The 20,931-nt window shown below is 69.6% G+C and carries 20 protein-coding genes; 14 read left to right on the top strand and 6 right to left on the bottom strand.

Annotated elements, in window-relative coordinates; genetic code table 11:
• Nucleotides 1-2 precede the first annotated feature (2 nt).
• The 12 genes from ACIBF8_RS00430 to ACIBF8_RS00485 all read left to right on the top strand — a co-directional run bounded on the left by ACIBF8_RS00430 (nt 3) and on the right by ACIBF8_RS00485 (nt 11,265).
• On the top strand, nt 3-344 hold the full coding sequence (locus tag ACIBF8_RS00430) for a TcmI family type II polyketide cyclase (RefSeq protein WP_396780682.1): 342 nt from the start codon (nt 3-5) through the stop codon (nt 342-344).
• On the top strand, nt 341-1,348 hold the full coding sequence (locus ACIBF8_RS00435; RefSeq protein ID WP_396780178.1) for a methyltransferase: 1,008 nt from the start codon (nt 341-343) through the stop codon (nt 1,346-1,348). The genes ACIBF8_RS00430 and ACIBF8_RS00435 overlap by 4 nt, the downstream gene beginning before the upstream one ends.
• 2 nt (nt 1,349-1,350) lie before the next feature.
• The gene (locus ACIBF8_RS00440; RefSeq protein ID WP_396780179.1) at nt 1,351-1,812 is read left to right on the top strand and encodes a cupin domain-containing protein; all 462 of its coding nucleotides are present in this window, start codon (nt 1,351-1,353) and stop codon (nt 1,810-1,812) included.
• Nucleotides 1,809-2,066, top strand: a complete 258-nt coding sequence (locus ACIBF8_RS00445) for a phosphopantetheine-binding protein (protein WP_396780180.1) — start codon at nt 1,809-1,811, stop codon at nt 2,064-2,066. The genes ACIBF8_RS00440 and ACIBF8_RS00445 overlap by 4 nt, the downstream gene beginning before the upstream one ends.
• Before the next feature lie 4 nt (nt 2,067-2,070).
• Complete coding sequence (locus ACIBF8_RS00450; protein ID WP_396780181.1) at nt 2,071-2,541, top strand: SRPBCC family protein; 471 nt, start codon at nt 2,071-2,073, stop codon at nt 2,539-2,541.
• Complete coding sequence (locus tag ACIBF8_RS00455) at nt 2,538-4,199, top strand: acetyl-CoA carboxylase carboxyltransferase subunit alpha (protein WP_396780182.1); 1,662 nt, start codon at nt 2,538-2,540, stop codon at nt 4,197-4,199. The genes ACIBF8_RS00450 and ACIBF8_RS00455 overlap by 4 nt, the downstream gene beginning before the upstream one ends.
• A gap of 97 nt (nt 4,200-4,296) precedes the next feature.
• Nucleotides 4,297-4,623, top strand: a complete 327-nt coding sequence (locus ACIBF8_RS00460) for an acetyl-CoA carboxylase biotin carboxyl carrier protein (RefSeq protein ID WP_396780183.1) — start codon at nt 4,297-4,299, stop codon at nt 4,621-4,623.
• Between the two features lie 2 nt (nt 4,624-4,625).
• On the top strand, nt 4,626-6,011 hold the full coding sequence (locus ACIBF8_RS00465) for an acetyl/propionyl/methylcrotonyl-CoA carboxylase subunit alpha (protein ID WP_396780184.1): 1,386 nt from the start codon (nt 4,626-4,628) through the stop codon (nt 6,009-6,011).
• Between the two features lie 82 nt (nt 6,012-6,093).
• A complete protein-coding gene (locus ACIBF8_RS00470) occupies nt 6,094-7,629 on the top strand; it encodes a peroxidase family protein (RefSeq protein WP_396780185.1) in 1,536 nt (511 codons plus the stop codon).
• Between the two features lie 107 nt (nt 7,630-7,736).
• Nucleotides 7,737-9,182 carry an adenosylhomocysteinase gene (gene ahcY, locus ACIBF8_RS00475; protein WP_396780186.1) on the top strand — a complete coding sequence of 482 codons (1,446 nt, stop codon included), beginning with the start codon at nt 7,737-7,739 and terminating at the stop codon, nt 9,180-9,182.
• A gap of 14 nt (nt 9,183-9,196) precedes the next feature.
• The gene (locus ACIBF8_RS00480) at nt 9,197-10,174 is read left to right on the top strand and encodes a carbohydrate kinase family protein (protein WP_396780187.1); all 978 of its coding nucleotides are present in this window, start codon (nt 9,197-9,199) and stop codon (nt 10,172-10,174) included.
• A 161-nt stretch (nt 10,175-10,335) separates the two neighbouring features.
• Nucleotides 10,336-11,265, top strand: a complete 930-nt coding sequence (locus tag ACIBF8_RS00485) for a hypothetical protein (protein WP_396780188.1) — start codon at nt 10,336-10,338, stop codon at nt 11,263-11,265.
• 53 nt (nt 11,266-11,318) lie between these two features.
• On the opposite strand, the gene ACIBF8_RS00490 is transcribed toward ACIBF8_RS00485, so the two are convergent.
• The 6 genes from ACIBF8_RS00490 to ACIBF8_RS00515 form a co-directional block, all read right to left on the bottom strand.
• Nucleotides 11,319-12,356 carry an NlpC/P60 family protein gene (locus tag ACIBF8_RS00490; RefSeq protein WP_396780189.1) on the bottom strand — a complete coding sequence of 346 codons (1,038 nt, stop codon included), beginning with the start codon at nt 12,354-12,356 and terminating at the stop codon, nt 11,319-11,321.
• Nucleotides 12,357-12,383: 27 nt separating this feature from the next.
• Nucleotides 12,384-12,869, bottom strand: a complete 486-nt coding sequence (locus ACIBF8_RS00495) for a poly-gamma-glutamate biosynthesis protein PgsC/CapC (protein ID WP_396780190.1) — start codon at nt 12,867-12,869, stop codon at nt 12,384-12,386.
• Complete coding sequence (gene pgsB / locus ACIBF8_RS00500; protein ID WP_396780191.1) at nt 12,866-14,143, bottom strand: poly-gamma-glutamate synthase PgsB; 1,278 nt, start codon at nt 14,141-14,143, stop codon at nt 12,866-12,868. The genes ACIBF8_RS00495 and pgsB overlap by 4 nt, the downstream gene beginning before the upstream one ends.
• Nucleotides 14,144-14,145: 2 nt before the next feature.
• Nucleotides 14,146-16,350 carry a HAMP domain-containing protein gene (locus ACIBF8_RS00505; protein ID WP_396780192.1) on the bottom strand — a complete coding sequence of 735 codons (2,205 nt, stop codon included), beginning with the start codon at nt 16,348-16,350 and terminating at the stop codon, nt 14,146-14,148.
• Between the two features lie 156 nt (nt 16,351-16,506).
• Nucleotides 16,507-17,565 carry a CapA family protein gene (locus ACIBF8_RS00510; RefSeq protein ID WP_396780193.1) on the bottom strand — a complete coding sequence of 353 codons (1,059 nt, stop codon included), beginning with the start codon at nt 17,563-17,565 and terminating at the stop codon, nt 16,507-16,509.
• Between the two features lie 198 nt (nt 17,566-17,763).
• Nucleotides 17,764-18,033 carry a hypothetical protein gene (locus tag ACIBF8_RS00515; RefSeq protein WP_396780194.1) on the bottom strand — a complete coding sequence of 90 codons (270 nt, stop codon included), beginning with the start codon at nt 18,031-18,033 and terminating at the stop codon, nt 17,764-17,766.
• A 388-nt stretch (nt 18,034-18,421) separates the two neighbouring features.
• On the opposite strand from ACIBF8_RS00515, the gene ACIBF8_RS00520 reads away from it, so the two are divergent.
• Nucleotides 18,422-19,810, top strand: a complete 1,389-nt coding sequence (locus tag ACIBF8_RS00520) for a glycoside hydrolase family 6 protein (protein ID WP_396780683.1) — start codon at nt 18,422-18,424, stop codon at nt 19,808-19,810.
• A 293-nt stretch (nt 19,811-20,103) separates the two neighbouring features.
• Nucleotides 20,104-20,931 carry an SDR family oxidoreductase gene (locus tag ACIBF8_RS00525; RefSeq protein WP_396780195.1) on the top strand — a complete coding sequence of 276 codons (828 nt, stop codon included), beginning with the start codon at nt 20,104-20,106 and terminating at the stop codon, nt 20,929-20,931.

Genomic DNA, 20,931 nt, shown 5'->3' on the forward strand with positions numbered 1-20,931 from the left:
CCATGTCCTACCGCGCTCTCATGGTCATGCGGATGGACCCCAGCCACGCCGACGCGGTCGCCGAACTCTTCGCCGAGCACGACAAGGGCGACATGCCCTACGTCGTGGGCATCTCGCGGCGCACGCTCTTCCGCTACCAGGACCTCTACATGCATCTGCTCGAGGCCGACACCGACGTCTTCGACAAGCTGCTCGCGGCCCGAGCCCGCGCAGACTTCCAGGAGGTCAATCGGCGCCTCGCGGCCTACCTGCAGCGCTATGCCCCGGACAGCATGCGCGAACTGCAGGACTCGAAGGCCACGCCCTTCTACACCTGGAGCCCCGAGACAGGGAGCATCACGTGACGCTGACCCGCCGCGACATCAACGACATGATGCAGGCTTACAAGAAGACGAGCCTGCTGCGTACCGGCGTCGAGCTGGGCGTCTTCGACGCGCTCGCCGCGGGCCCGGCAACGGCCGGTGGGCTGGCTCCGAAGCTCGGCATCCACCCGCGTGGCGCCCGCATCCTGCTCGACGCGCTCACCGCCATCCGCCTCACCGACCGGGTTGGCGAGCACTTCTCGCTCACCCCGGCCGCTGCCGACCACCTGGTCAGCACCCGCCCTGACTATCTGGGCGGAATGGTCAAGGTGATGTCGAGCGACTGGGAATGGGACGCGCTGCGCGACCTCAGCGCCGCGGTACGGGCCGGCGGCACCGTTCTCGACGTGCACGCCGAGACCCCGGAGTACACCTACTGGGAGGACTTCGCCGCGTACGCGACAAAGGTGGCCCAGCCGACCGCCGAGGTGATGGCCGAGGCGCTCGCGCCGTGGACGAAGGAGCGCGCCGAGCTCGACATCCTCGACGTCGCCTGCGGCCATGGCGTCTATGGCTACACGCTGGCGCAGCACAACCCACAGGCGGCGGTGACCTCGCTCGACTGGCCCAACGTGCTCGCCGTGACCGAGAAGCACGCCGAGCGGCTCGGCGTACGCGATCGGGCGTCGTTCCTGCCGGGCGACATGTTCACCACCGACCTCGGTGGCCCGTACGACGTCGTGCTGCTCACCAACGTCACCCACCACTTCTCCGAGGAGCGGGTGCGTGAGCTGGTGATCCGGCTCGGTGCCGTGGTCAAGCCGGGTGGACGGCTCGTCATCGTCGGCTTCACCACCGGCGACGAGTCGCCGGCACTGGACCCGGCACCGTACCTCTTCTCGGTCCTGATGTTGGTCTGGACCTTCGAAGGGGAGTCGCACTCCGTCGCCGCCTACAACCGGGTCCTCGCCGCGGCGGGCTTCGGCCCGGCCACCGTGCACCCGACGGACCTGCCGTTCCGAGTCCTGGTCGCAGAGAAGGGATGACCATGCATCGGCAACCGATAGTCAAGGTCGCCGCCACCGACGTGCCCGGCATCAACCGGATCGGTGGCGAGGTGCGGATCCTGCTCAGCCCGAAGACCGTCGACGCGACTGAGGGTTTCATGGGCACGGTCCGGCTGAAGCCGGGCGAGTTCCTGGCCGAGCAGTACAACCCGTACTCGGACAAGTTCTGTTATCTCGTGCGCGGTGAGGTCGTGATCCGGATCGACGGCACGGAGGTCAAGCTCTCCGCCGACGAAGCCCTCATGGTCCGGCGCGGCCAACGCCACCGCATCGACAACGCCGGCGGTGAGACCGCGCTGATCGTCTTCCAGATCAGTCCGCTCGCGCCGCGTCCCGAGCTGGGCCACGTCGACACCGAGGAAGTCCCGCACCCCGAGTCGCCGGTGCCGCAGGTCGGCGGCGTGCGCGACGGTTGGCAGCGACCCACGGGAGGAAACTCATGAGCCAGCTGACCCTCGACGACCTGCGCCGGATCCTGGAAGCCAGTTCCGGCGTGGTCGAGCAGACCGACTGGGCCGACCCGGCGACGCTCGACGCGTCATTCGACGACCTCGGCTACGACTCGCTCGCGCTGCTGGAACTGGCGGCGCGGGTGCAGCAGGAGTACGAGGTGCGCATCCCCGACGACGCCGTGTCGATCATGAAGACGCCCCGGCTCGCCGTCGACTACGTCAACCAACGACTCGCGGATCGGTGAACCCATGGCCGGACACACGGACAATGCGGTCGTCATCAACGCGCCGTTCGACCTGGTCTGGGACCTGACCAACGACGTGCCCAACTGGCCGTCCCTCTTCAGCGAGTACGCCAGCACGGAGGTGCTCTCGACGTCCGCCGACGGCGCCGTCGTCTTCCGGCTGACGATGCACCCCGACCCGGCCGGTCGAGTCTGGAGCTGGGTCTCCGAGCGGGTGCCCGACCGCGCCGACAAGGTGGTGCGGGCACGGCGGCTGGAGACCGGCGCCTTCAAGTACATGAACCTGTTCTGGGAATACACCGAGCTTCCGGGCGGCGGCGTACGGATGCGGTGGGTGCAGGACTTCGAGATGCGGCCGGGCGGTCACGCCGACGACGAGGGCATGACCGCCCACCTCAACCGGACCACCCGCGAGCAGCAGGCGCGCATCCGGGAGATCGTGGAGAAGGCCGCGGCCGAGCGCGGGCAGTCATGACCGCCACCGTCAACACGCCCGTCGGTAAGAGCTGGCTGGTCTGCCCGGGCTGCCGGGCGTTGCTCTACCAGCGCCGGGTCGAGCGCAACCTGGGCGTCTGCCCGGAGTGCAACCACCACGACCAGATCACCGCGCACCAGCGGATCGAGCAGCTCTTCGATCTCGACTCGGTCGAGGAGCTGCCACCGGTCGGCGCGTCCGGCGACCCGCTCGGGTTCGTCGACACCAAGCCCTATCCGCACCGGCTGGAGGGTGCCCGCCGGCGCACCGGGCTCGACGAGGCGGTGGTCTGCGTCCGGGGCACGGTCGATCAGCAGCCACTGATCGCCGCCGTCATGGACTTCCGGTTCCTCGGTGGCAGCCTCGGCGCGGGCGTCGGGGAGCGGATCACGCGGGCAGCGGAGCTGGCGCTGCAGAGCCGTACGCCGCTGCTGATCGTCAGCGCCTCCGGCGGTGCCCGGATGCAGGAGGGCGTCCTGTCGCTCATGCAGATGGCCAAGACGAGCGCGGCACTCGGGGCCCTCGACGCGGCGGGCGTGTTGACGATCTCGCTGGTCACCGACCCGACCTACGGCGGTGTCGCGGCGTCCTTCGCGACGCTCTGCGACGTCATTCTCGCCGAGCCGGGTGCGCGCCTCGGCTTCGCCGGGCCGCGGGTCATCCAGCAGACGCTGCGCCAGCCACTGCCAGCCGGATTCCAGACCGCCGAGTACCTCTTCGCGCGCGGCATGCTCGACGACCTGGTGCCCCGGTCGAACCTGCGGTCGACCATCAGCCGGCTGCTGGCCTTCGCGGGAGGCGAGCGGTCCGCGCCGGATCCTTACGGGGTACGGGCGACGGCACCACCCGAGTCGCAGGATTCCTGGGCGGTCGTGGCACGGTCCCGCGATCTCGCCCGGCCGTCCACCCTGGACTACATCGGTCACTTCGTCGACGGCTTCGTGGAGCTGCACGGCGATCGGCTCGCAAGTGACTGCCCGGCGATCGTCGGCGGCGTCGGCCTGGTCGACGGTCGGTCAGTTGTGGTCATCGGGCACCAGAAGGGCCACACGGTCGCCGAGGTGGCGAGCCGCAACTTCGGCATGGCGACCCCGGCCGGTTATCGCAAGGCGGCCCGGCTGATGCGCCTGGCCGAGAAGCTCGGGACGCCGATCGTGACCCTGATCGACACCCCCGGCGCCTACCACGGCATCTCGGCCGAGGAGAACGGGCAGGCCCTCGCCATCGCCGACAACATCCGGCTGATGGCCGGGCTGACGGTGCCGGTCGTCGCGGTCGTGACGGGCGAGGGTGGCAGCGGGGGCGCGCTGGCCCTCGGCGTCGGCAACCGGGTGTTGATGCTCGCCAACGCGACGTACTCGGTGATCAGTCCGGAAGGCTGTGCCGCGATCCTCTGGAACGACTCCGGTCGGGCCGACGAGGCCGCCGCGCAGCTCAAGCTCCAGGCCACCGACCTGCTCGCGCTCGGCATCGTCGACGGGGTGATTGCCGAACCGCCCGGCGGGGCGCCGGCCGATCCCGGGGCGACCGCGGCGGCCGTACACCGGTCGGTTGTCGACGCGTTGGCGGAGTTGGCCGGTCTCGACCGCGTGGAGGTGCGGGCCCAGCGCCGGGCCCGCTTCCGACAGATGGGAGGTTTGACGGATGCCGGAGGGTAACGCCGACCCGTTGGATGCCGCCGTCCGTAGTCTCGCGCGGCTGATCGGATCGACGCCAGGTCCGGTCCGCCGTGCCCGGCTCCAGCACGGCGACCTGGTGGTCGAGGTGGAGTGGCCGGAGGGCGCACCGGCGGTGGCGACCGTCCCGGTGGCCCTGCCGGTCGAAGCCGACGCCGGTCTGCACTACGTGTGCGCGCCGATGGTTGCGACGCTCTACCTCGCACCGTCGCCCGGTGCTGACCCGTTCGTGCGCGAGGGCGATCGGGTCGTGCCTGGCCAGCAGGTCGCGATCCTCGAAGCGATGAAGATGATGATCCCGGTGGAAGCCGACCGCGCGGGCGAGGTCGTGAAGGTACTGGTGCCCAACGCGACCCCGGTCGAGTACGGCGAACGGTTGATCGCCTTAGCTGTGTCGGAGGACTGACGGTGTTCGAGTCGGTGCTGATCGCCAATCGGGGCGAGATCGCGGTCCGGATCGCGCGGACCTGCCGGGAGATGGGGCTGCGGACCGTGGCGGTCTACTCGACCGTCGACCGCGACTCGGCGGTGGTGCGCCTGGCCGACGAAGCCGTCCAGATCGGGCCGGGCCCGAGCCGGCGCAGCTACCTGAGCGCACCGGCCATCATCGAGGCGGCCCGCCGCACGGGAGCCGATGCGATCCATCCGGGCTACGGATTCCTCTCCGAGGACCCGGACTTCGCCGAGATCTGTGCGGCCGACGGGATCACGTTCATCGGGCCGCCGCCCGCGGTGATGGCCGCGCTTGGCGACAAGGCCCGCACGCGGGGCATCATGGCGGGCCTCGGCCTGCCGGTGCTCCCCGGCACGACCGACGCCGTCGAGTCGGCAGCGCACGCCCGCGCGGTCGCCGCGGAGATCGGCTTTCCGCTGATCATCAAGGCCGTCGCGGGCGGCGGTGGCCGAGGCGTACGGGTGGTTCGCGACCCAGCCTCGTTCCTGGGCGAGTTCGCCTCCGCGCGGGCCGAGGCGCAGTTGCTCTTCGGCGACAACCGGGTTTACATCGAGCGCTACCTCGAGTCGGCCCGCCATGTCGAGGTGCAGGTGCTCACCGACCGCTACGGCAACGGCATCCACCTCGGCGAGCGCGACTGCTCGGTGCAGCGACGCCACCAGAAGCTGATCGAGGAGTCGCCCGCGCCGGGGTTGCCGCAACACCTGGTCGACCGGATGACCGCCGCCGCGGTCACCGGCGCGCTCGGTGTCGGCTACGTGGGCGCGGGCACCTTCGAGTTCCTGGTCGGCGGCGGGGACGACTTCCACCTCATGGAGGTCAACTGCCGGCTCCAGGTCGAACACCCGGTCTCCGAGCTGGTGACCGGCGTCGATCTGGTGCGGCAACAGATCCTCGTCGCGGCCGGCGAACGGCTCGCGTTGACCCAGGCCGAGGTGGTGCCGCGCGGCACGGCGATCGAGTGCCGTCTCAACGTCGAAGACCCGACCCGCGGCTTCGTCCCGACGCCGGGCGAGCTGACCCGCTTCGACCTGCCCGCCGGACCGTTCGTCCGCGTCGACACGCACGGGTACGCCGGTTATCGGGTGCCGGCCGACTACGACTCCCTGCTCGCCAAGGTGGTCGTCTGGGCACCCGACCGCGCACAGGCCCTGGCCCGGATGGCTCGTGCCCTCGACGAGTGCGCCGTCGAAGGGCCGGGCGTGGCCACGACCCGCGACTTCCTGCGATCGACGATGGACCACCCGCTATTCCGGGCCGCCAAACACGACACCTCGCTGGTCGACACCATGCTCACCAGCCTCCAGCCGGACACCATCGAGGCTCCAGGGCCCCACTAACCGAAGGGTTCACACTGCTGCCGGTTCGCGGGTTTGCGGCCCGTGCGTCCACGCGGGCGCCTGCGGACGGAAGGTGGCCGACATGGCAATTGACAACGCTTCTCGAGGTGTCAGCCGGCGGCGGTTGTTGGCCGGGGTCGGCGCGGGGGCGCTCGTCGCCAGCACCGGGGGAGTTCTGCTCGACGCGTCGCCCGCGGCGGCGGCGTTCTCCGACCGGTTCGGGCGGATGTTTCCGTCGCTGCCGCCGTTCGGGTCCGCGACGACCCAGATGCGTAACGCGCTGATCGACCTGTCCCGGTTAGGCGGCCCGATGGACGCCCGCGACCCGCTCAGCGTCGGTGCGGAGGCGCTCGCCGACCAGCAGCAGCACAGCATCAACAACCCCGACAACTTCTCGATCCCGCAGGGCATGACGTACTTCGGGCAGTTCGTCGACCACGACCTGGCGTTCGAGACGACGGCGCCGCTGGGCACGCCGGTCGACCCGACCACGGTGCCCAACCCCCGGACGCCGGCCCTCGACCTCGACTCACTCTACGGCGGCGGGCCGACCGGAAGCCCGCAGCTCTACAACTCCTCCGATCCCGCCAAGCTGAAGATCGAGTCGGGTGGGCGCTTCGAAGACCTACCGCGCAACTCCAACGGCAGCGCAATCGTCTTCGACGTCCGCAACGACGAGAACCTGCCGATCGCGCAGATCACGGCCGCGTTCATCCTCTTCCACAACCGCGTGGTCGATCTGGTGCGCTCCCAGGGCACGCCAGCGGCACAGGTCTTCGCAGTGGCCCGGCAACTCGTCACCTGGCACTACCAGTGGATCGTGCTCAACGAGTTCCTTCCGCTGATCGCCGGACCGGGCACGGTCTCCACCGTTCTCAGCGGAGGTCGTCGTTTCTACCGGCCGGAGCCAAACGCGACGTTCATCCCGGTCGAGTTCACCGCCGCGGCGTTCCGCTTCGGTCACAGCCAGCCGCGACCGGCCTACCTGGTCAATCGCACCGGCAACGGCGGCGACGAGTTCTACGCCATGCTCTTCGACCCGGCGTTGAGCGGTGCCGACCCGGCCGACCTGCGCGGCGGGAAGCGGGCCGCCCGCCGCTACCTCGACTACCAGTTCTGGTTCCAGTTCTTCGACGGCCAGGTGCGGTGGAGCAAGTGGATCGACGTGCGCAACGCGACGCCGCTGTTCGGTTTCCCACTGCCCCCGCCGCCGTCCGGCTCGCCGTCGGCCAACCTGCTCGGCCGCGACCTGCTGCGACAGCTCACCTTCGGCATCCCGTCGGGCCAGCGGATCGCCGCACACATCGGCGCGCCGGCACTCGGCAGCTTCAACTTCCCGGAGCTCGCCGGCTACGGCCTCGGCCTCGACACCAACACCCCGCTCTTCTACTACATCCTCAAGGAGGCCCAACTCCAGGCCGGCGGCGGCTCACTGGGCGCCGTCGGTGGGCGAATCGTGGCAGAGGTGCTCATCGGCATCGCCCAGCTCGACCCGGGGAGCTACCTGAAGGTGCAGCCCAACTGGCGCCCGACCCTGCCCGCCCGCTTCTCGGGTCAGTTCACCATGGCCGACCTGCTCACGTACGCCCGGGTCGACCCGGCCAGCCGCAACTCCTGACGGCGCTTGCTCCGCACCCGGGCCCGGGGTGGCCCGGTGTGCGGAGCACGAGCGCGGTTGAACGGGACTCCAACGGTCCTCGACGCGGGTGGGGGAGGGTGCGGGGCATGACTGGCAACTTCAGCGATTTCAAGGTGGCGGATCTGTCGTTGGCGGCCTTCGGGCGTAAGGAGATCGAGCTTGCCGAGCATGAGATGCCGGGGTTGATGTCGATCCGGAGGGAGTTCGCCGACCGGCAGCCGTTGAAGGGCGCGCGGATCACGGGCTCGTTGCACATGACGATCCAGACGGCGGTGTTGATCGAGACGTTGGTGGCACTCGGCGCGCAGGTCCGGTGGGCTTCCTGCAACATCTTCTCCACCCAGGATCACGCGGCAGCGGCGGTCGTGGTCGGCCCGACCGGCACCCCGGAGGCCCCGGCGGGTGTCCCGGTCTACGCGTGGAAGGGCGAGTCCCTCGACGAGTACTGGTGGTGCACCCAGCAGGTGCTGCTCTGGCCGGACGGGCAGGGCCCGAACATGATCCTCGACGATGGTGGTGACGCCACGCTGCTGGTGCACAAGGGTGCCGAGTTCGAGTCGATCGGGGCGGTGCCGTCGCCGGAGAGCGCAGACTCGGAGGAGTATGCCGTCATCCTCGGCGTCTTGACGCAGTCGCTGCGGGAGGACAATCGCCGCTGGACGCGGGTCGCCGCCGGGATCAAGGGCGTCACCGAGGAGACCACCACCGGCGTGCACCGGCTGTATGAGATGCAGCAGGCGGGCAACCTGCTGTTCCCGGCGATCAACGTGAACGACTCGGTGACCAAGAGCAAGTTCGACAACAAGTACGGCTGCCGGCACTCGCTGATCGACGGGATCAACCGGGCCACCGATGTGCTGATCGGGGGGAAGGTCGCCGTCGTGTTCGGCTACGGCGACGTCGGTAAGGGCTGCGCCGAGAGTCTGCGTGGTCAGGGAGCGCGGGTCATCGTGACCGAGGTGGACCCGATCTGCGCCCTGCAGGCGGCGATGGACGGCTACCAGGTCGCGACGATCGATGACGTGGTCGAGACCGCGGACATCTTCGTGACCGCGACGGGCTGCTTCAGCGTGATCACCAACGAGCACATGGCCCGGATGAAGCACCAGGCGATCGTGGGCAACATCGGTCACTTCGACAACGAGATCGACATGGCCGGTCTCGCGAAACGCGACGACGTCGAGCGGATCACCGTCAAGCCGCAGGTGGATGAGTGGCGGTTCGCCGACGGCCACTCGATCATCGTGCTGTCGGAGGGCCGCCTGCTGAACCTGGGCAACGCCACCGGGCATCCGAGCTTCGTGATGTCCAACAGCTTCGCCAACCAGACCATCGCGCAGATCGAGCTGTTCACCCGCACCGACCAGTACCCGGTCGGCGTGCACACCCTCCCCAAACACCTGGACGAGAAGGTCGCCCGACTCCACCTCGCCGCGCTGGGTGTCCACCTCACCGAACTGACCAAGGAACAAGCCAACTACCTCGGCGTCCCGGTCGAAGGCCCCTACAAGCCCGACCACTACCGCTACTGAGAGGGCCGTCCCGCATGATCGCCGTTTCGGGCTCGATCGCGACCGACCATCTGATGCGTTTTCCGGGGCGGTTCGCCGAGCAGTTCATCGCCGGCAGCCTCGACACCGTCTCGCTCTCGTTCCTCGTCGACGACCTCGTCGTCCGGCGTGGCGGGGTCGCGGCCAACATCGCCTTCGGGCTCGCTCAACTCGGGCACCGGCCGGTGCTGCTCGGCGCGGTCGGCGGCGACTTCGCCGACTACCGCAGCTGGCTGGAGCGCAACGGGGTGGACTGCTCGGAGGTGCAGGTCAGCTCCGTGGCACACACCGCCCGGTTCATCTGCACCACCGACACCGACCTCTGCCAGATCGCGTCGTTCTATCCCGGCGCGATGGGCGAGCCCGACCGGATCAGCCTCGACGGTGTCGCCGCGCGGGCCGGCGGGCTCGGGCTCGTCATCGTCGCCGCGGAGAACCCGGAGACGATGCTCGCCCGTGCCGCCGCCTGCCGGCGACTGGGTCTGCCCTTCGCCGCCGACCCGTCACAGCAACTCGCCCGCATGTCGTCGGCCGACATCGAAGCGATGATCAGTGGTGCTCGCTACCTGTTGACGAACGAGTACGAGGCGGCGCTGCTGGAGTCGAAGACCGGGCTGAGCGAAGACGACATCCTGCGCCGCGTCGGCGTGCGGGTCGTGACCCTGGGTGCCAACGGGGTACGGATCACCGGGCAGGACGGCGACTTCGTGGTGCCGGCGGCGCAGGTGGGCGGCATCGTCGACCCGACCGGCGTCGGCGACGGCTTCCGGGCCGGCTTCTTCGCCGCGCTCGCCGCGGACCTGCCCATCGAGCGGGCGGCGCAGGTGGGCTGCGTGCTGGCGGCGCACGTGCTGGAGGTCGAGGGCCCGCAGGAATACACGGTCGACGCCGACGTTTTCGAGCGTCGCATCGTCGACTCGTACGGCCCTGACGTCGCGGTCGACGTACGCGCGCTGGGGCTGGCCCGGGTCTGACCGGGCCACCCGGCCGAGACGAACCTGGCGCTCGCGCTCACGCTGCCCGGGCCCGGAGAACAGCGGGGTTGGCCGCCGGGCCGGGCCGAGGCGGGCCGGCGCAGCGCCGCGTCGGCCCGAGTCGAAGCGATCCGCTGGGGATGATCGGATAACCTGCACGGGTGCCTACACCGCTTCCGGCCGCGAGCCCGACTCGCCGGGGACTGTTGGCGGCGGCGACGCTGGCGATGCTCGGGTCGGGGGCGTGCGCCGGCGCCAAGCCGAAGTCCGAAGAGCAGCGCGGGCCCGACCCGGAGCTTCTCATCGATGAGTTGACCGCCGGCCTCTCCCGGGACAACACCTACCGCGACCCCGACGCTGGGGAGCGAGCGGCGGCCCGGCGGGCCGCGCGATCCCTGGTCACCGGTCCGGGTGACGGCGTCGACGTGGGCCAGATCTTCGACGACCTCGGCTTCCGGGCGCACCGTGGTGCGGACCCGGCGACCGGCCGCCCGTTCGACCTCTACCTCGCCACCGGGTCCGACGATCGTTCCTGGGGTGCTGTCCTGGTGGACCGGAGCGCGGCCCCGGGTACGGTCATCGAGGTGCCGCACCCCGGCTTCGACATCAACACCGAGAAGCTGGGGCTGGCGTTGCACCGGAAGGTGCCGGCCAGTGTGCTGCTGGTCGCTGGGGCCCATCGGCAGGCCGCCGGCGGCGACGCGGACGTCGCCCACAACGATCGGTCGCTGTTCCACACCCTGGCGGTCGAGTTCGCCAAGAACGGCCTCGATCAGATCCAACTGCACGGCTTTGCCGACCGGAACCTGCCCACGTCCGACGCGGTGGTGTCGACCGGTTCGGCGAGGGTGACCCCGGTGGCCCGCCGGATCGCGGACGGTCTCTCCGGGTCCGGGTTGACCACCTGCCGGGCGTGGGTGAAGAAGTGCGGTCAGCTTGAGGGCAAGACGAACGAGCAGGGCCGCGCCGCGGCGGCGCTGGAAGCCGTTTTCATCCACCTGGAGCTGAGCTGGTCGGTCCGGCGGGACGCCGAGGCTCGGGGCCGCGTCGCGACGGCGCTCGCGGAGCAGCTCGCCGCCGTGGCATGTTGAACAGCGACAGCAGACCCACGAAGCCGTGATCCGGTGCGGGGTTGCCATCAAGGTCAGATCCGGCGAGCCGTCCGCCAGCGCAATGCCCAGTAGCCGGTACCGTCCAAGATGGACTCGCCACCCAGGTCACCCATGGTCGGGCCGTTGGCGGTGGTACGGCTGGAGATGAACCGGTGGTGTCCCCGGTCGTCCACACCGAGGTACATGCCGGAGTGCTCGATGTTCGCGCCCTGCACCGGGCCGGCGTTGAAGAAGAGGAGGTCGCCGGGGAGCAGCCGATCCAGCTCCCGGGCCCGCATGCCGGTGTTCGGCATCAGCAGCGTCCCTGGTCCCACCGACGCCATCGCGGTCGCCCGCCGGGGCAGGCCGGGGCCAGCGTTGTTGGTGCCGAGCAGCGGATAGCCCATCCGGTAGCCGTACACCATGCGCAGGAACCCGGAGCAGTCCAGGCTGCGGATGTGCGACGCCGTCGGCTTCTCCTTCTTGTCGGGGAACTCCCACGACACCCCGAGATAGTCGTAGAAGTCGGAGTTCTCCGCGCGGCCGTCCGGGTCGATGTCCGAAAGTGGCCCGAAGGCGGCGTCGCCGGAGTACTGCCGACCCTTCGCATCCTTCTTCGGCAGGGCGACGTAGGTGTATTCCCGGGCGACCGCCAGCACATCCGGTGAGCGGTCCTTGCGAGCCTTGGCGAACCAGTCGGTGAACCACTTCTCCTTCTCGGCGCCCGCCCGCCACTCCCGCGGGGCGAGTCGCACCCAGAACTCGGCGGGCACCTTGGCCTTGGTGAACCGTGGTTCGGCGAAGTTCCGCTGCGGGCCACTGATGTGCACCGTACGGGCACCGTCAGTCATGATCGCGACGGTCTTTCCCTTGGCGTCGACCATCTGCGTCCGGTCCGGCGCGGTCAGCCGCCGGTAGCTGTAGCCGGACGAACTCGGCCCGGCGGCCTGCGCGCCGAGACTCAACTCGATCGGGTCCGTCGCGCTGTGCCGGACGGCGACGTAGGTGAAGGTGCTGCCACCAGTCAGCAACGCGAAGGCGGCGACGGTCATCAGCACGGCGCGGCTGCGGGAGTAAGTCCGGTAGTTCATGCCTGTCCCTCCTCGGTGGTGGTGGCCTCAGGTGACCGGCACGAAGCCGGCCACGACGCCGCTGAACGCCACGCCGTAGGTGATGACGGTGACCATGACGGTGGCCAGCACCGTTGCCTTCGGCGGCTGCCGCACGAGCTGGTAGGCGATCAGTCCGGGCGCCACGAAGCCCAGGGTCTGGTGCGCGAAGAGCAGCGGCAGGTCGCGTTGGACGATCACGAACAGCGTCATCTGGAGGAGGACGCTGAGCAGGACGATCGCGGCGAAGAGGCGCTTGCCGTAGAGAATCACGATGCGCTGCATCAGCTTGGTGAGGGCGTACGTGACGACCGTCATGACCACGATCACCGCAGCTTGGAGCGGGTCCTCGATCAGCGCGAGCGCGATCCAGCCCGGCGTGATCATCCCTCCGGGCGAGAGGTTGGTGGTCAGATAGCAGAGCAGCGCGAAGACCAGGCCGATGCCGAGGCAGGCGGTGGCGAGCTGGGCGCTGAGTTCTCCTCCGAATGTCACCGGCGGGTCCTTCCCAGGAACACGGTCTCGCCGTCCACGTCGAAACTGCGCGCGGTCGGTGGACGGAGCATCGATTCGGCACTGGTGTGGTCCTGCGGTTCCCAGCTCGGCAGGGCGGCGAGCTCGTGCAGCAGCACCTCACCCTGCCCGTGGATGTTCCCGACGGCGACGATGGAGGCGTCCCCTTCGGTCACCGCCATCACCTCGCTGACCAGCCGCTCCGGCGGGAGCTTGCCGCCCAGGTCGACCACCCGGCTCTGCAATTCGGCGGGCACGTTGACCCGGGCGCTGCGGGTCATCTCACCGATCAGCACGATGTGCTGCGGCTGTACCCGGCCGGCGAGCGTGCCCATCTGCCCGTTTCGCTCCATCCGGTCTGGTCGACAGTTGATCACCATGGTCAACGGCTGACTGATCAGCTGTTGCTTCCCGAGTTGTTCGATGTTCATGTACGTCGACTCCGGATCGTTGGCGGCGAAGATGTTGGCGAACCGGACCCGCTTGCTGCCGTACAGGACTCGGGCCACCGAGAGCACTCCGGGATCGGGTGGCGCCGACCACATGCCGGTGAGCGCGCTGTGCCGGTCGACGCCGAGCTGCTCGGCGACGGCGAGCGCGATGGCCACGTTCTCCTTGAAGGTGATCCAGCCGAAGCCCGCCATCTCCTGGTCGGTCACCGATTCGGGGTCGACCGCGATCAGTTGGCACTTCCGCTTGGCGGCCTCCTGCTGAAGGATCTCCAGCCGGTCCTTCTCCGCGGTGATGCAGATGCCGCCCTCGGGCATCGACCGGCTCAGCGACCGAGCCACGTCGTCGAGAGTCGGCCCCATCTCCGCGAGGTGGTCCTCGCGGACGTTGCAGAGCACCCCGATGGTGGACCGGATGAGCTTGCTCTGGTTGATCTCCTGCAACGCGGGCATGACCGCCATGCACTCGATGACAAGGGCATCCGGGTGGTAGACGGCGGCTCGGCGCACGATGCCGATCTGCTCGACCACATTGGCGATCCCGAACTTGCGGTGTACCGGCTCCTCGCTGGCGTCCGGGAAGATGAACCGCGCGGCGGTGCCGGTGGTCTTGGCGACCACGACCTTGCCGCCACCGCGCAGCGCGCCCGCGCAGAGTCGGGTGATCGAACTCTTGCCACGGATCCCGTTGACCAGCACCCGGTGCGGAATGGTGTTGAGGTTGCGGTTGTGGTTCCGCTGCTCGATCACGCCGGCGACCAGCAACGCGAGGCAACAGAGGCTGTAGACGGTGTACAGGTAGAACATGCTCAGCCTTTCGTCGCCCGGCTGCGAGTCCCGGCCGCGTGCCGGACGCGCGCGAGGACCGTGGTCCGATCAGTTCCCGCGCCGCGCAGCCGCAGCGCGCCGCCGAACCGGGCGGACCCGGTGTGCCGGACCTGGCGACAGATTTCCAGGCACATCGCGATCGCGCCGATGTCGTCGTGCCGCTGCGGCGGAACGGGCAGTTCCACGGTTCCGTCGCTCATCCGCTCGGCGAAGGAGCTCAACCTCCGCAACGGCCGGACGAAGATGTAGAGCTGCCACACGTGGGTGAGTAGGGCGATGCCCACCACGGCACCCGCCACCAGCAGGGTCCAGCGCCGCTCCACCATCGCCGGCAGGCGCAGCCCGGCGACATCCTGCTCCAGCACGACAGCCCATTCGAGGTGGGCGACGGTCGCCGGCGCGGTCAGGCCGGAGGCGGCGACCAGCGCGGGAGCCCCGTCCTCGGTGGTCGACTGACCCACCGTGCTGCCTGGCAGCACCTCGACGGCGATTTTCCGGGCCACCTCACCCTGGAGCGGCTGGAATGCCCGGAAGCCCTCCGAATCCAGAATCGTCCGCAGCTCGGCGTCGACGACCCGGACCCGGCCGTCGACCCGACGGACCAGCCCGAGCAGACGGTCAGGGTCGAACTCACCAACCACCGCGTAGCCGTCAGAGCGCTGGTTGAAGGCGTACACCAGTGGCAACCGGTGGGCCGCGTGGTCAAGGTGGATACCAACCTCGCCTGGCAGTGGTGCGACGGTCCGCAGCGGATCCCGACCGGCGCCGGCCACCACCGTGCCGTCTCGGTCGACCAGGTACAGGGCCCGGAGGCGATGCTCGTCGGCGAGTTCCCGGTCGAGTGTCCGCTCCGCCTGCGCGAGGTCCTTGGTGGGCACCCCCTGCGACACCCGGGAGACGGTGGCCAAGCCATCATCCAGTAGGTGCCCCAGGGCGTTGCTGGCCTCCTCGGCCCGGTTCTCCTCGTCCCGGACCAGCTGCACCGGAATCGTCGGGTCGGGAGCCTGTAAGGCCAGCGTCGCAGCCGCCGCCGGCCAGAGCATCGCGACCACCACAGCGACGGTCAGGCCCTGCAAGACGGTGGGTCGCCACCGCCGATCCGGCGGGTACTGGTCGCCGGAGGTCAGCGCCAACGCCCGCGCGATCCGGTGCGCCTCGCGGATGAGCATCGGCGCGCGGTGCCGCGTCATCGCTCCACAGGCGTCGGCCTTGGCCTGATCCAGCAGCGCCCGGACCGGACGGACCAGGGACTTGCGCATGAGTAGGAAGCTGAGCAGGGTCACGGCCAGCAGACTGAGCCCGAGCAGCGCACCCTTGGTGCCTGAGGTCCCCACGCTCAACTCGGACGCGAGCAGGGATACGACCACGAGTCCGGTTTCACCCACCGGCGCGGACGACACCACCAACCTGCGGTCCGTCCACTCTTTGACTATCACCTCACGGCTCTGCGGCGAGTCGGCGCCGGCCAGGCCGGCGAAGACCGTCGGCAGGTGTACGGCGTCGACCGCATTGGCACCCTGCATCAGACTGCTCTTGCCATCAGCGGTGATCATGTGGATGCCGTGCCCGGCGTCAGGGTTGAGCCGCAGGTTCCGCATGGTGACCGGGTGGGTCGCGAGCACCGCGCGGGTGTCGTCCAGCGCGACGGAGTAGATCAGCGCGGGGCCGTCCGCAGTGGTGACGGCGATCGTCCTGTCGATCACCAGAACCGGCGGCAGCAGGTCGATCGGCAGCGCCGTGCCCTTGGCTGCGAGAGGTCGCCGGGAGGCGGTCTCCACGATCGCCGCGCCGGTGAAGCCGGTGCCCGCGTCGACCAACCGGGTGAGCAGGTCGGCGTCGCTCGTGGTGCGGCGGTCCTGCACCGTCCGGTCCAGGTCGGTCGCCCGGCCGCGCGCCTCGACCTGCATGCCCGACGCCAGCTTCGAAACGACGTCGCGCTGGGAGTCGACGACGGCCGGCAGCACTCCGCGCTGGGCGCTGACCGCGAACCCGAGGATCGCCATGGCGACCACGAACATCGTGGCCCAGAGATAGACCAGTGAGGGCGCACTGGCGCCGGCCGGGAAGGCCGCCGCCGGTAGTTGCTGGTCCAGCGCCCGTCGCCGCCACGCCAGCAGCTGTTCCTGCTCGTTTGCGGGCCCAGCCGCCGACTGCCATGGCGCGTACTGGGCTGACCTGCCTGCCAAAGAAACGACAACCTTCCGCGCGGAGCCTGCGCTCTGGGCTGCGATCCATCCCAGCTCGTCAGCCAGGCACAGTCGCCGGCCGTCGCGAATGCTAGCAAGGTGAACGACCACGCGAGCTGGGCCGACGTGGACTGGCTGGCGGCGAGATCGTGGCCGCTATCTGCGCGGCACGCCGCGCACCACCAGGCCCGCCGTGCCGGCTGCCCTGGTCAACAGGTTGCCCTCGATGCGCTCGACCGCGGCCTCGTAGATTCGGCGTCGCCCCGGGGACAGGGCGGGATCCGCCATCGCCCGCTCCAGATCGACCAGACGGATGTCTGGATTAAGATCAACGAATGTGGGAATCGCCTCGATGGCCAGCACCTTCCACCTTCTCGTCTCACCTGCCGGACCGAACGTCACCCGGGTCATCGCACCGTCACGGTTGGCGTTGATCGGCTCGGCGTGCCGGGCGATCTGGTTGCCCATTCCGTAGACGATCCAGGTGTCGCCGATCCGCTCCACCGGCTGAACGACGTGCGCGTGGTGCCCGAAGACAACGTCCACGTCGTCGATCGCGGCGATCTGGCGGGCCCAGGTCTGCTGGTCGACGTCCGGCTCGTGCTCGTACTCCGTGCCCCAGTGCAGGCTGACCACCACGATCTCGGCACCCGCCTTCCGCGCCGCCGCCGCGTCCCGCCGGATCGCCTTCACGTCGATCAGGTTCGCCACCCACTCCTTGCCAGCCGGCGGGCGCAGGCCGTTGAAGCTCTTGGTGAAGCTGATGTGACCGATCTTCACGCCCTTGGCCCGATAGATCTTGACGATGCCGGCCTCACGCTCGGTCCGGTAGCTGCCGGTGTGACCCAGACCCGACTTGTCGAACGCGTCGAGGGTCCGCTTGACGCCGTCGTACCCCTGGTCGATGGTGTGGTTCGAGGCGGTGGAGCAACCGTCGTACCCGACGCTCTTGATGCCCTTGAGCACCTCCTGCGGCACACTGAACTTCGGGAAGCCGAGGTACGGGCCTGCCGGCGGTGCCAGCGCGGTCTCCAGGTGGCACAGGGCCAGATCCGCGCTGGAAACGGTTTCACGCACCGGCGCCAGCATCGGGCCGAAGTCAAACTCGCCGCCACCGTCGCGCCGGGCCTGGTCCCACAGTTCGGGGTGCAGCAGGATGTCCCCCGCCCCGAGCACGGAGACCGTACGGCCGGCGACCTCCACCGAGGCGCCCATCGGACGGGGCGGGGCATGGGGCCCAGCCGTTTCAGTCGACCAGGGTCCGAGGACATAGATCGCACCTACGCCGACCGCTAGCGCGATCATGCAACTGAGGGTCGCCCGTAGCGTGCCGGAGAGCGCGCCGCTCGGCTGAGAACTACTCGCCACCACGACAGGCTAGTACGTCTCGGTGCGGGCCGCCTGAGCACTGGCTCAGGTGTGCTGGGTAGCCCAGCAGCAGCAGCACCTCCACCGACCCGACCGACGCGGGTGTGACGGCTTGCCGAGCAGCAGCGTCGACCAGATCAGGGTCAGCACCGCGAAGGCGGCCGTCACGACGGGCAGTACGGTGATGGCCACCGCGCCGTGCGCTGAGGTCTGCGTGGTGAGCGCGAGTGATGTGAACAGCGGGAAGCCGTCCACGACGCCGAAAGAAATGATCGAGAGCCGTCGCCACTGCCCGTCGGTTGGATCGCGGCGCACCGGTGAACCGCAGGTACGCGTACGCCAGCAGCGCCGCGCCGATCGCCCGGCCGAAGGCGACGAACCATGGATCGAGATCCGGCACGGCGACCCTGGTGGCCGGCAGCGGCATGCCGAAGGCCAGCACCCCCAGCGCGCCGAGGGGCACGCGGACCGACGCGCCCCCGCGACCTGTCCATCGACGGCGTGCCTGGTACGCGTCCGAGGCTCCGGCGACGCACCTACGCCTCACCTACGCCGCTGCCTCGGGCCTTTGACCCCCCAAAACCCGGGCCACTGACGCATCGACAAGCGCTCACGTCTTGGCAGCGGTGCGCGCCTCCGCTAACGTCCATGGGAACGCTCCCATGAACTTAGATACATCTATGTGATCTGGAGGCAACACGACGTGGCCATCCTCTCCTCGCTCCGCCGCAGATCGGCGGCCGTCAGCGTGGCGGCCGTCGCGGGCGCCACCGCTGTCGGCGTCTGCCTCGCCGTCAGCAGCGCCTCCGCCGGCACCCTGTCCGGGTCTCTCTACCGCGACCCGAGTTCGGCCGTGGTCCGCTGGGTGGCCGCCAACCCCGGCGACTCGCGTACCGCCGTCATCCGCGACAAGATCGCGAGCCAGCCGCAGGCCCGCTGGTTCGCCAACTTCAACCCCTCGACCGTGCAGTCCGAGGTCTCCGGGTTCATCGGCGCCGCCAACGCGGCACAGCAGATCCCGGTGCTGGCGGTGTACGAGATCACCAACCGGGACTGCGGCGGGGCCAGCGCCGGTGGGGCGCCGGACCTCAACCAGTACCAGACCTGGGTGTCCAACTTCGCCAGGGGACTGGGCAACCAGACCGTCATCATCATCCTGGAAACCGACTCGCTCGCCCTGCTGACGTGCCTGAGCAGCGCCGAGATCAACGCGCGCAACGAGGCGATCTCGACGGCCACCCGGACCATCAAGTCGGGCAACCCCAACGCCAAGGTGTACCTCGACGGCGGCCACTCCACCTGGAACAGCGCGGGTGAGACGGCCAACCGGCTCAGGGCGGCCGGCGTGCAGTACGCCGACGGCTTCTTCACCAACGTGTCGAACTACAACTCCACCTCCAGCGAGGCGAACTTCGGTCGCTCGGTCATCTCCGCCCTCAACGGCATGGGCATCTCGGGCAAGCGCCAGGTCATCGACACCAGCCGCAACGGCGGTGCCAGCGGGGACTGGTGCGGCGACGACAACACCGACCGACGCATCGGGCAGTACCCGACGACCAACACCGGCGACAGCAACATCGACGCGTACCTCTGGGTGAAGCCGCCGGGTGAGGCGGACGGCTGCCGCTTCACGGCCGGTTCCTTCCAGCCCGACCTGGCCTTCAGCCTGGCCAACGGCGCTCCCAACCCGCCCACCACCACCCCGCCGACGACCACGCCGCCGACCACGACCCCGCCGACCACGACCCCGCCGACGACGACGCCGCCGACCACCCCTCCGCCGAGCACCACGCCACCGGCCGGTGACGGGTGCTACGCGTCGGTCGCGGTCAACCAGTGGGCCGGCGGCTTCACCGCGAATGTGACGGTCACCGCCGGCACGTCGGAGATCAACGGCTGGACCGTGAGCATCGCGCTGCCCGCCGGCGCTGCCGTTACCGGCACCTGGAACGCCCAGGCCAGCGGCACCAGCGGCACCGTCCAATTCACCAACGTGAGCTACAACGGACGGATCGGCGGCCGGCAGTCGACCACCTTCGGCTTCCAGGGCACCGGCACCGGCCCCGGCGTGATGGCCACCTGCGTCGGCTGACCCCACCCGATGCCGCGGCCCGGCGTGGAGGACCGCTCTCCGCGCCGGGCCGTCCCTGTCCCGGTGGCACGGGCCGGGGGAATTGGCGTTCGCGGCGAGCGGCGCCTCGGCCGGGGCGTAGGCCAGCGCTCAACGCCTCGAGGTCCCGGCGCGGTCAGTTCCGACCCCATCGGGGCTTCGTGCCGGATACCCGACGCGTCCGGTAGTCGACTGCCGATTCCGCTATGCCTCTCACGCCGCCTTTGACACTCTGCAATCGCCATGTGACGTAGTGGATAGGGCGGGTCGAGGGAATGACGAAGCGTTGGTTGATCACGGGGTGTTCGAGTGGACTCGGTCAGGCCCTCGCGGCCCGGCTCGCCGCCGAGGGTGAACAGGTGGTGGCGACGGCCCGGCGGTTGGAGACCCTGGACGGATTGGTGGCGCGGCATCCGGGCAACGTGGTGGCCGCCGCCCTCGACGTACGGGATCCGGGGCAGTGCGCGGCAGCCGTCGAGCGGGCGGTGGATGCCTTCGGCGGCGTCGACGTCCTCGTGAACAACGCGGCCTACGGACAGTTCGGCACCTTCGAGGAGGTCTCCGACGCGGAACTCGCCGCGCAGTTCGACACCAACGTGTTCGGGCCTTGGCGGCTCACCCGCGCGGTGCTGCCGGTGTGGCGGGCGCAGCACCACGGGCACGCCATTTTCGTCAGTTCGGTCGCCGGCATGGTTCCCTTCCCGGGCCTCGCCGCGTACACCGCGAGCAAGTTCGCGGTGGAGGGAGCGGCCGAGTCGCTGGCCGTCGAGGCTGGGCACCTGGGAGTGAAGGTGACCATCCTGCAACCGGGCGGCTTCGCCACCGGTTACAGCGCCAACTTGGTGATGCCGGAGCACCGTATCGCCGACTATACGCCGGTCGACGACGGCATGCTCGGCGCGCTTCGCGGCATGAACACCAAGGCGGAAATCAATTCCCCCGAGCTCTTCGCCGACGTGGTCTGGCGGCTGGGGCAGATGGACTCGCCACCGCTGCGGTTGCCGATCGGACCCGATTCGGAGGCGTTCCTGGAGCCCGCCTACGAGGCCCGTCGCAGTGAGTATGACCAGGTGATCAAGGCGGGCCATCACACCGCCGCGTGA

The organism is Micromonospora sp. NPDC050276, assembly GCF_044459545.1.
Lineage (GTDB): Bacteria > Actinomycetota > Actinomycetes > Mycobacteriales > Micromonosporaceae > Micromonospora.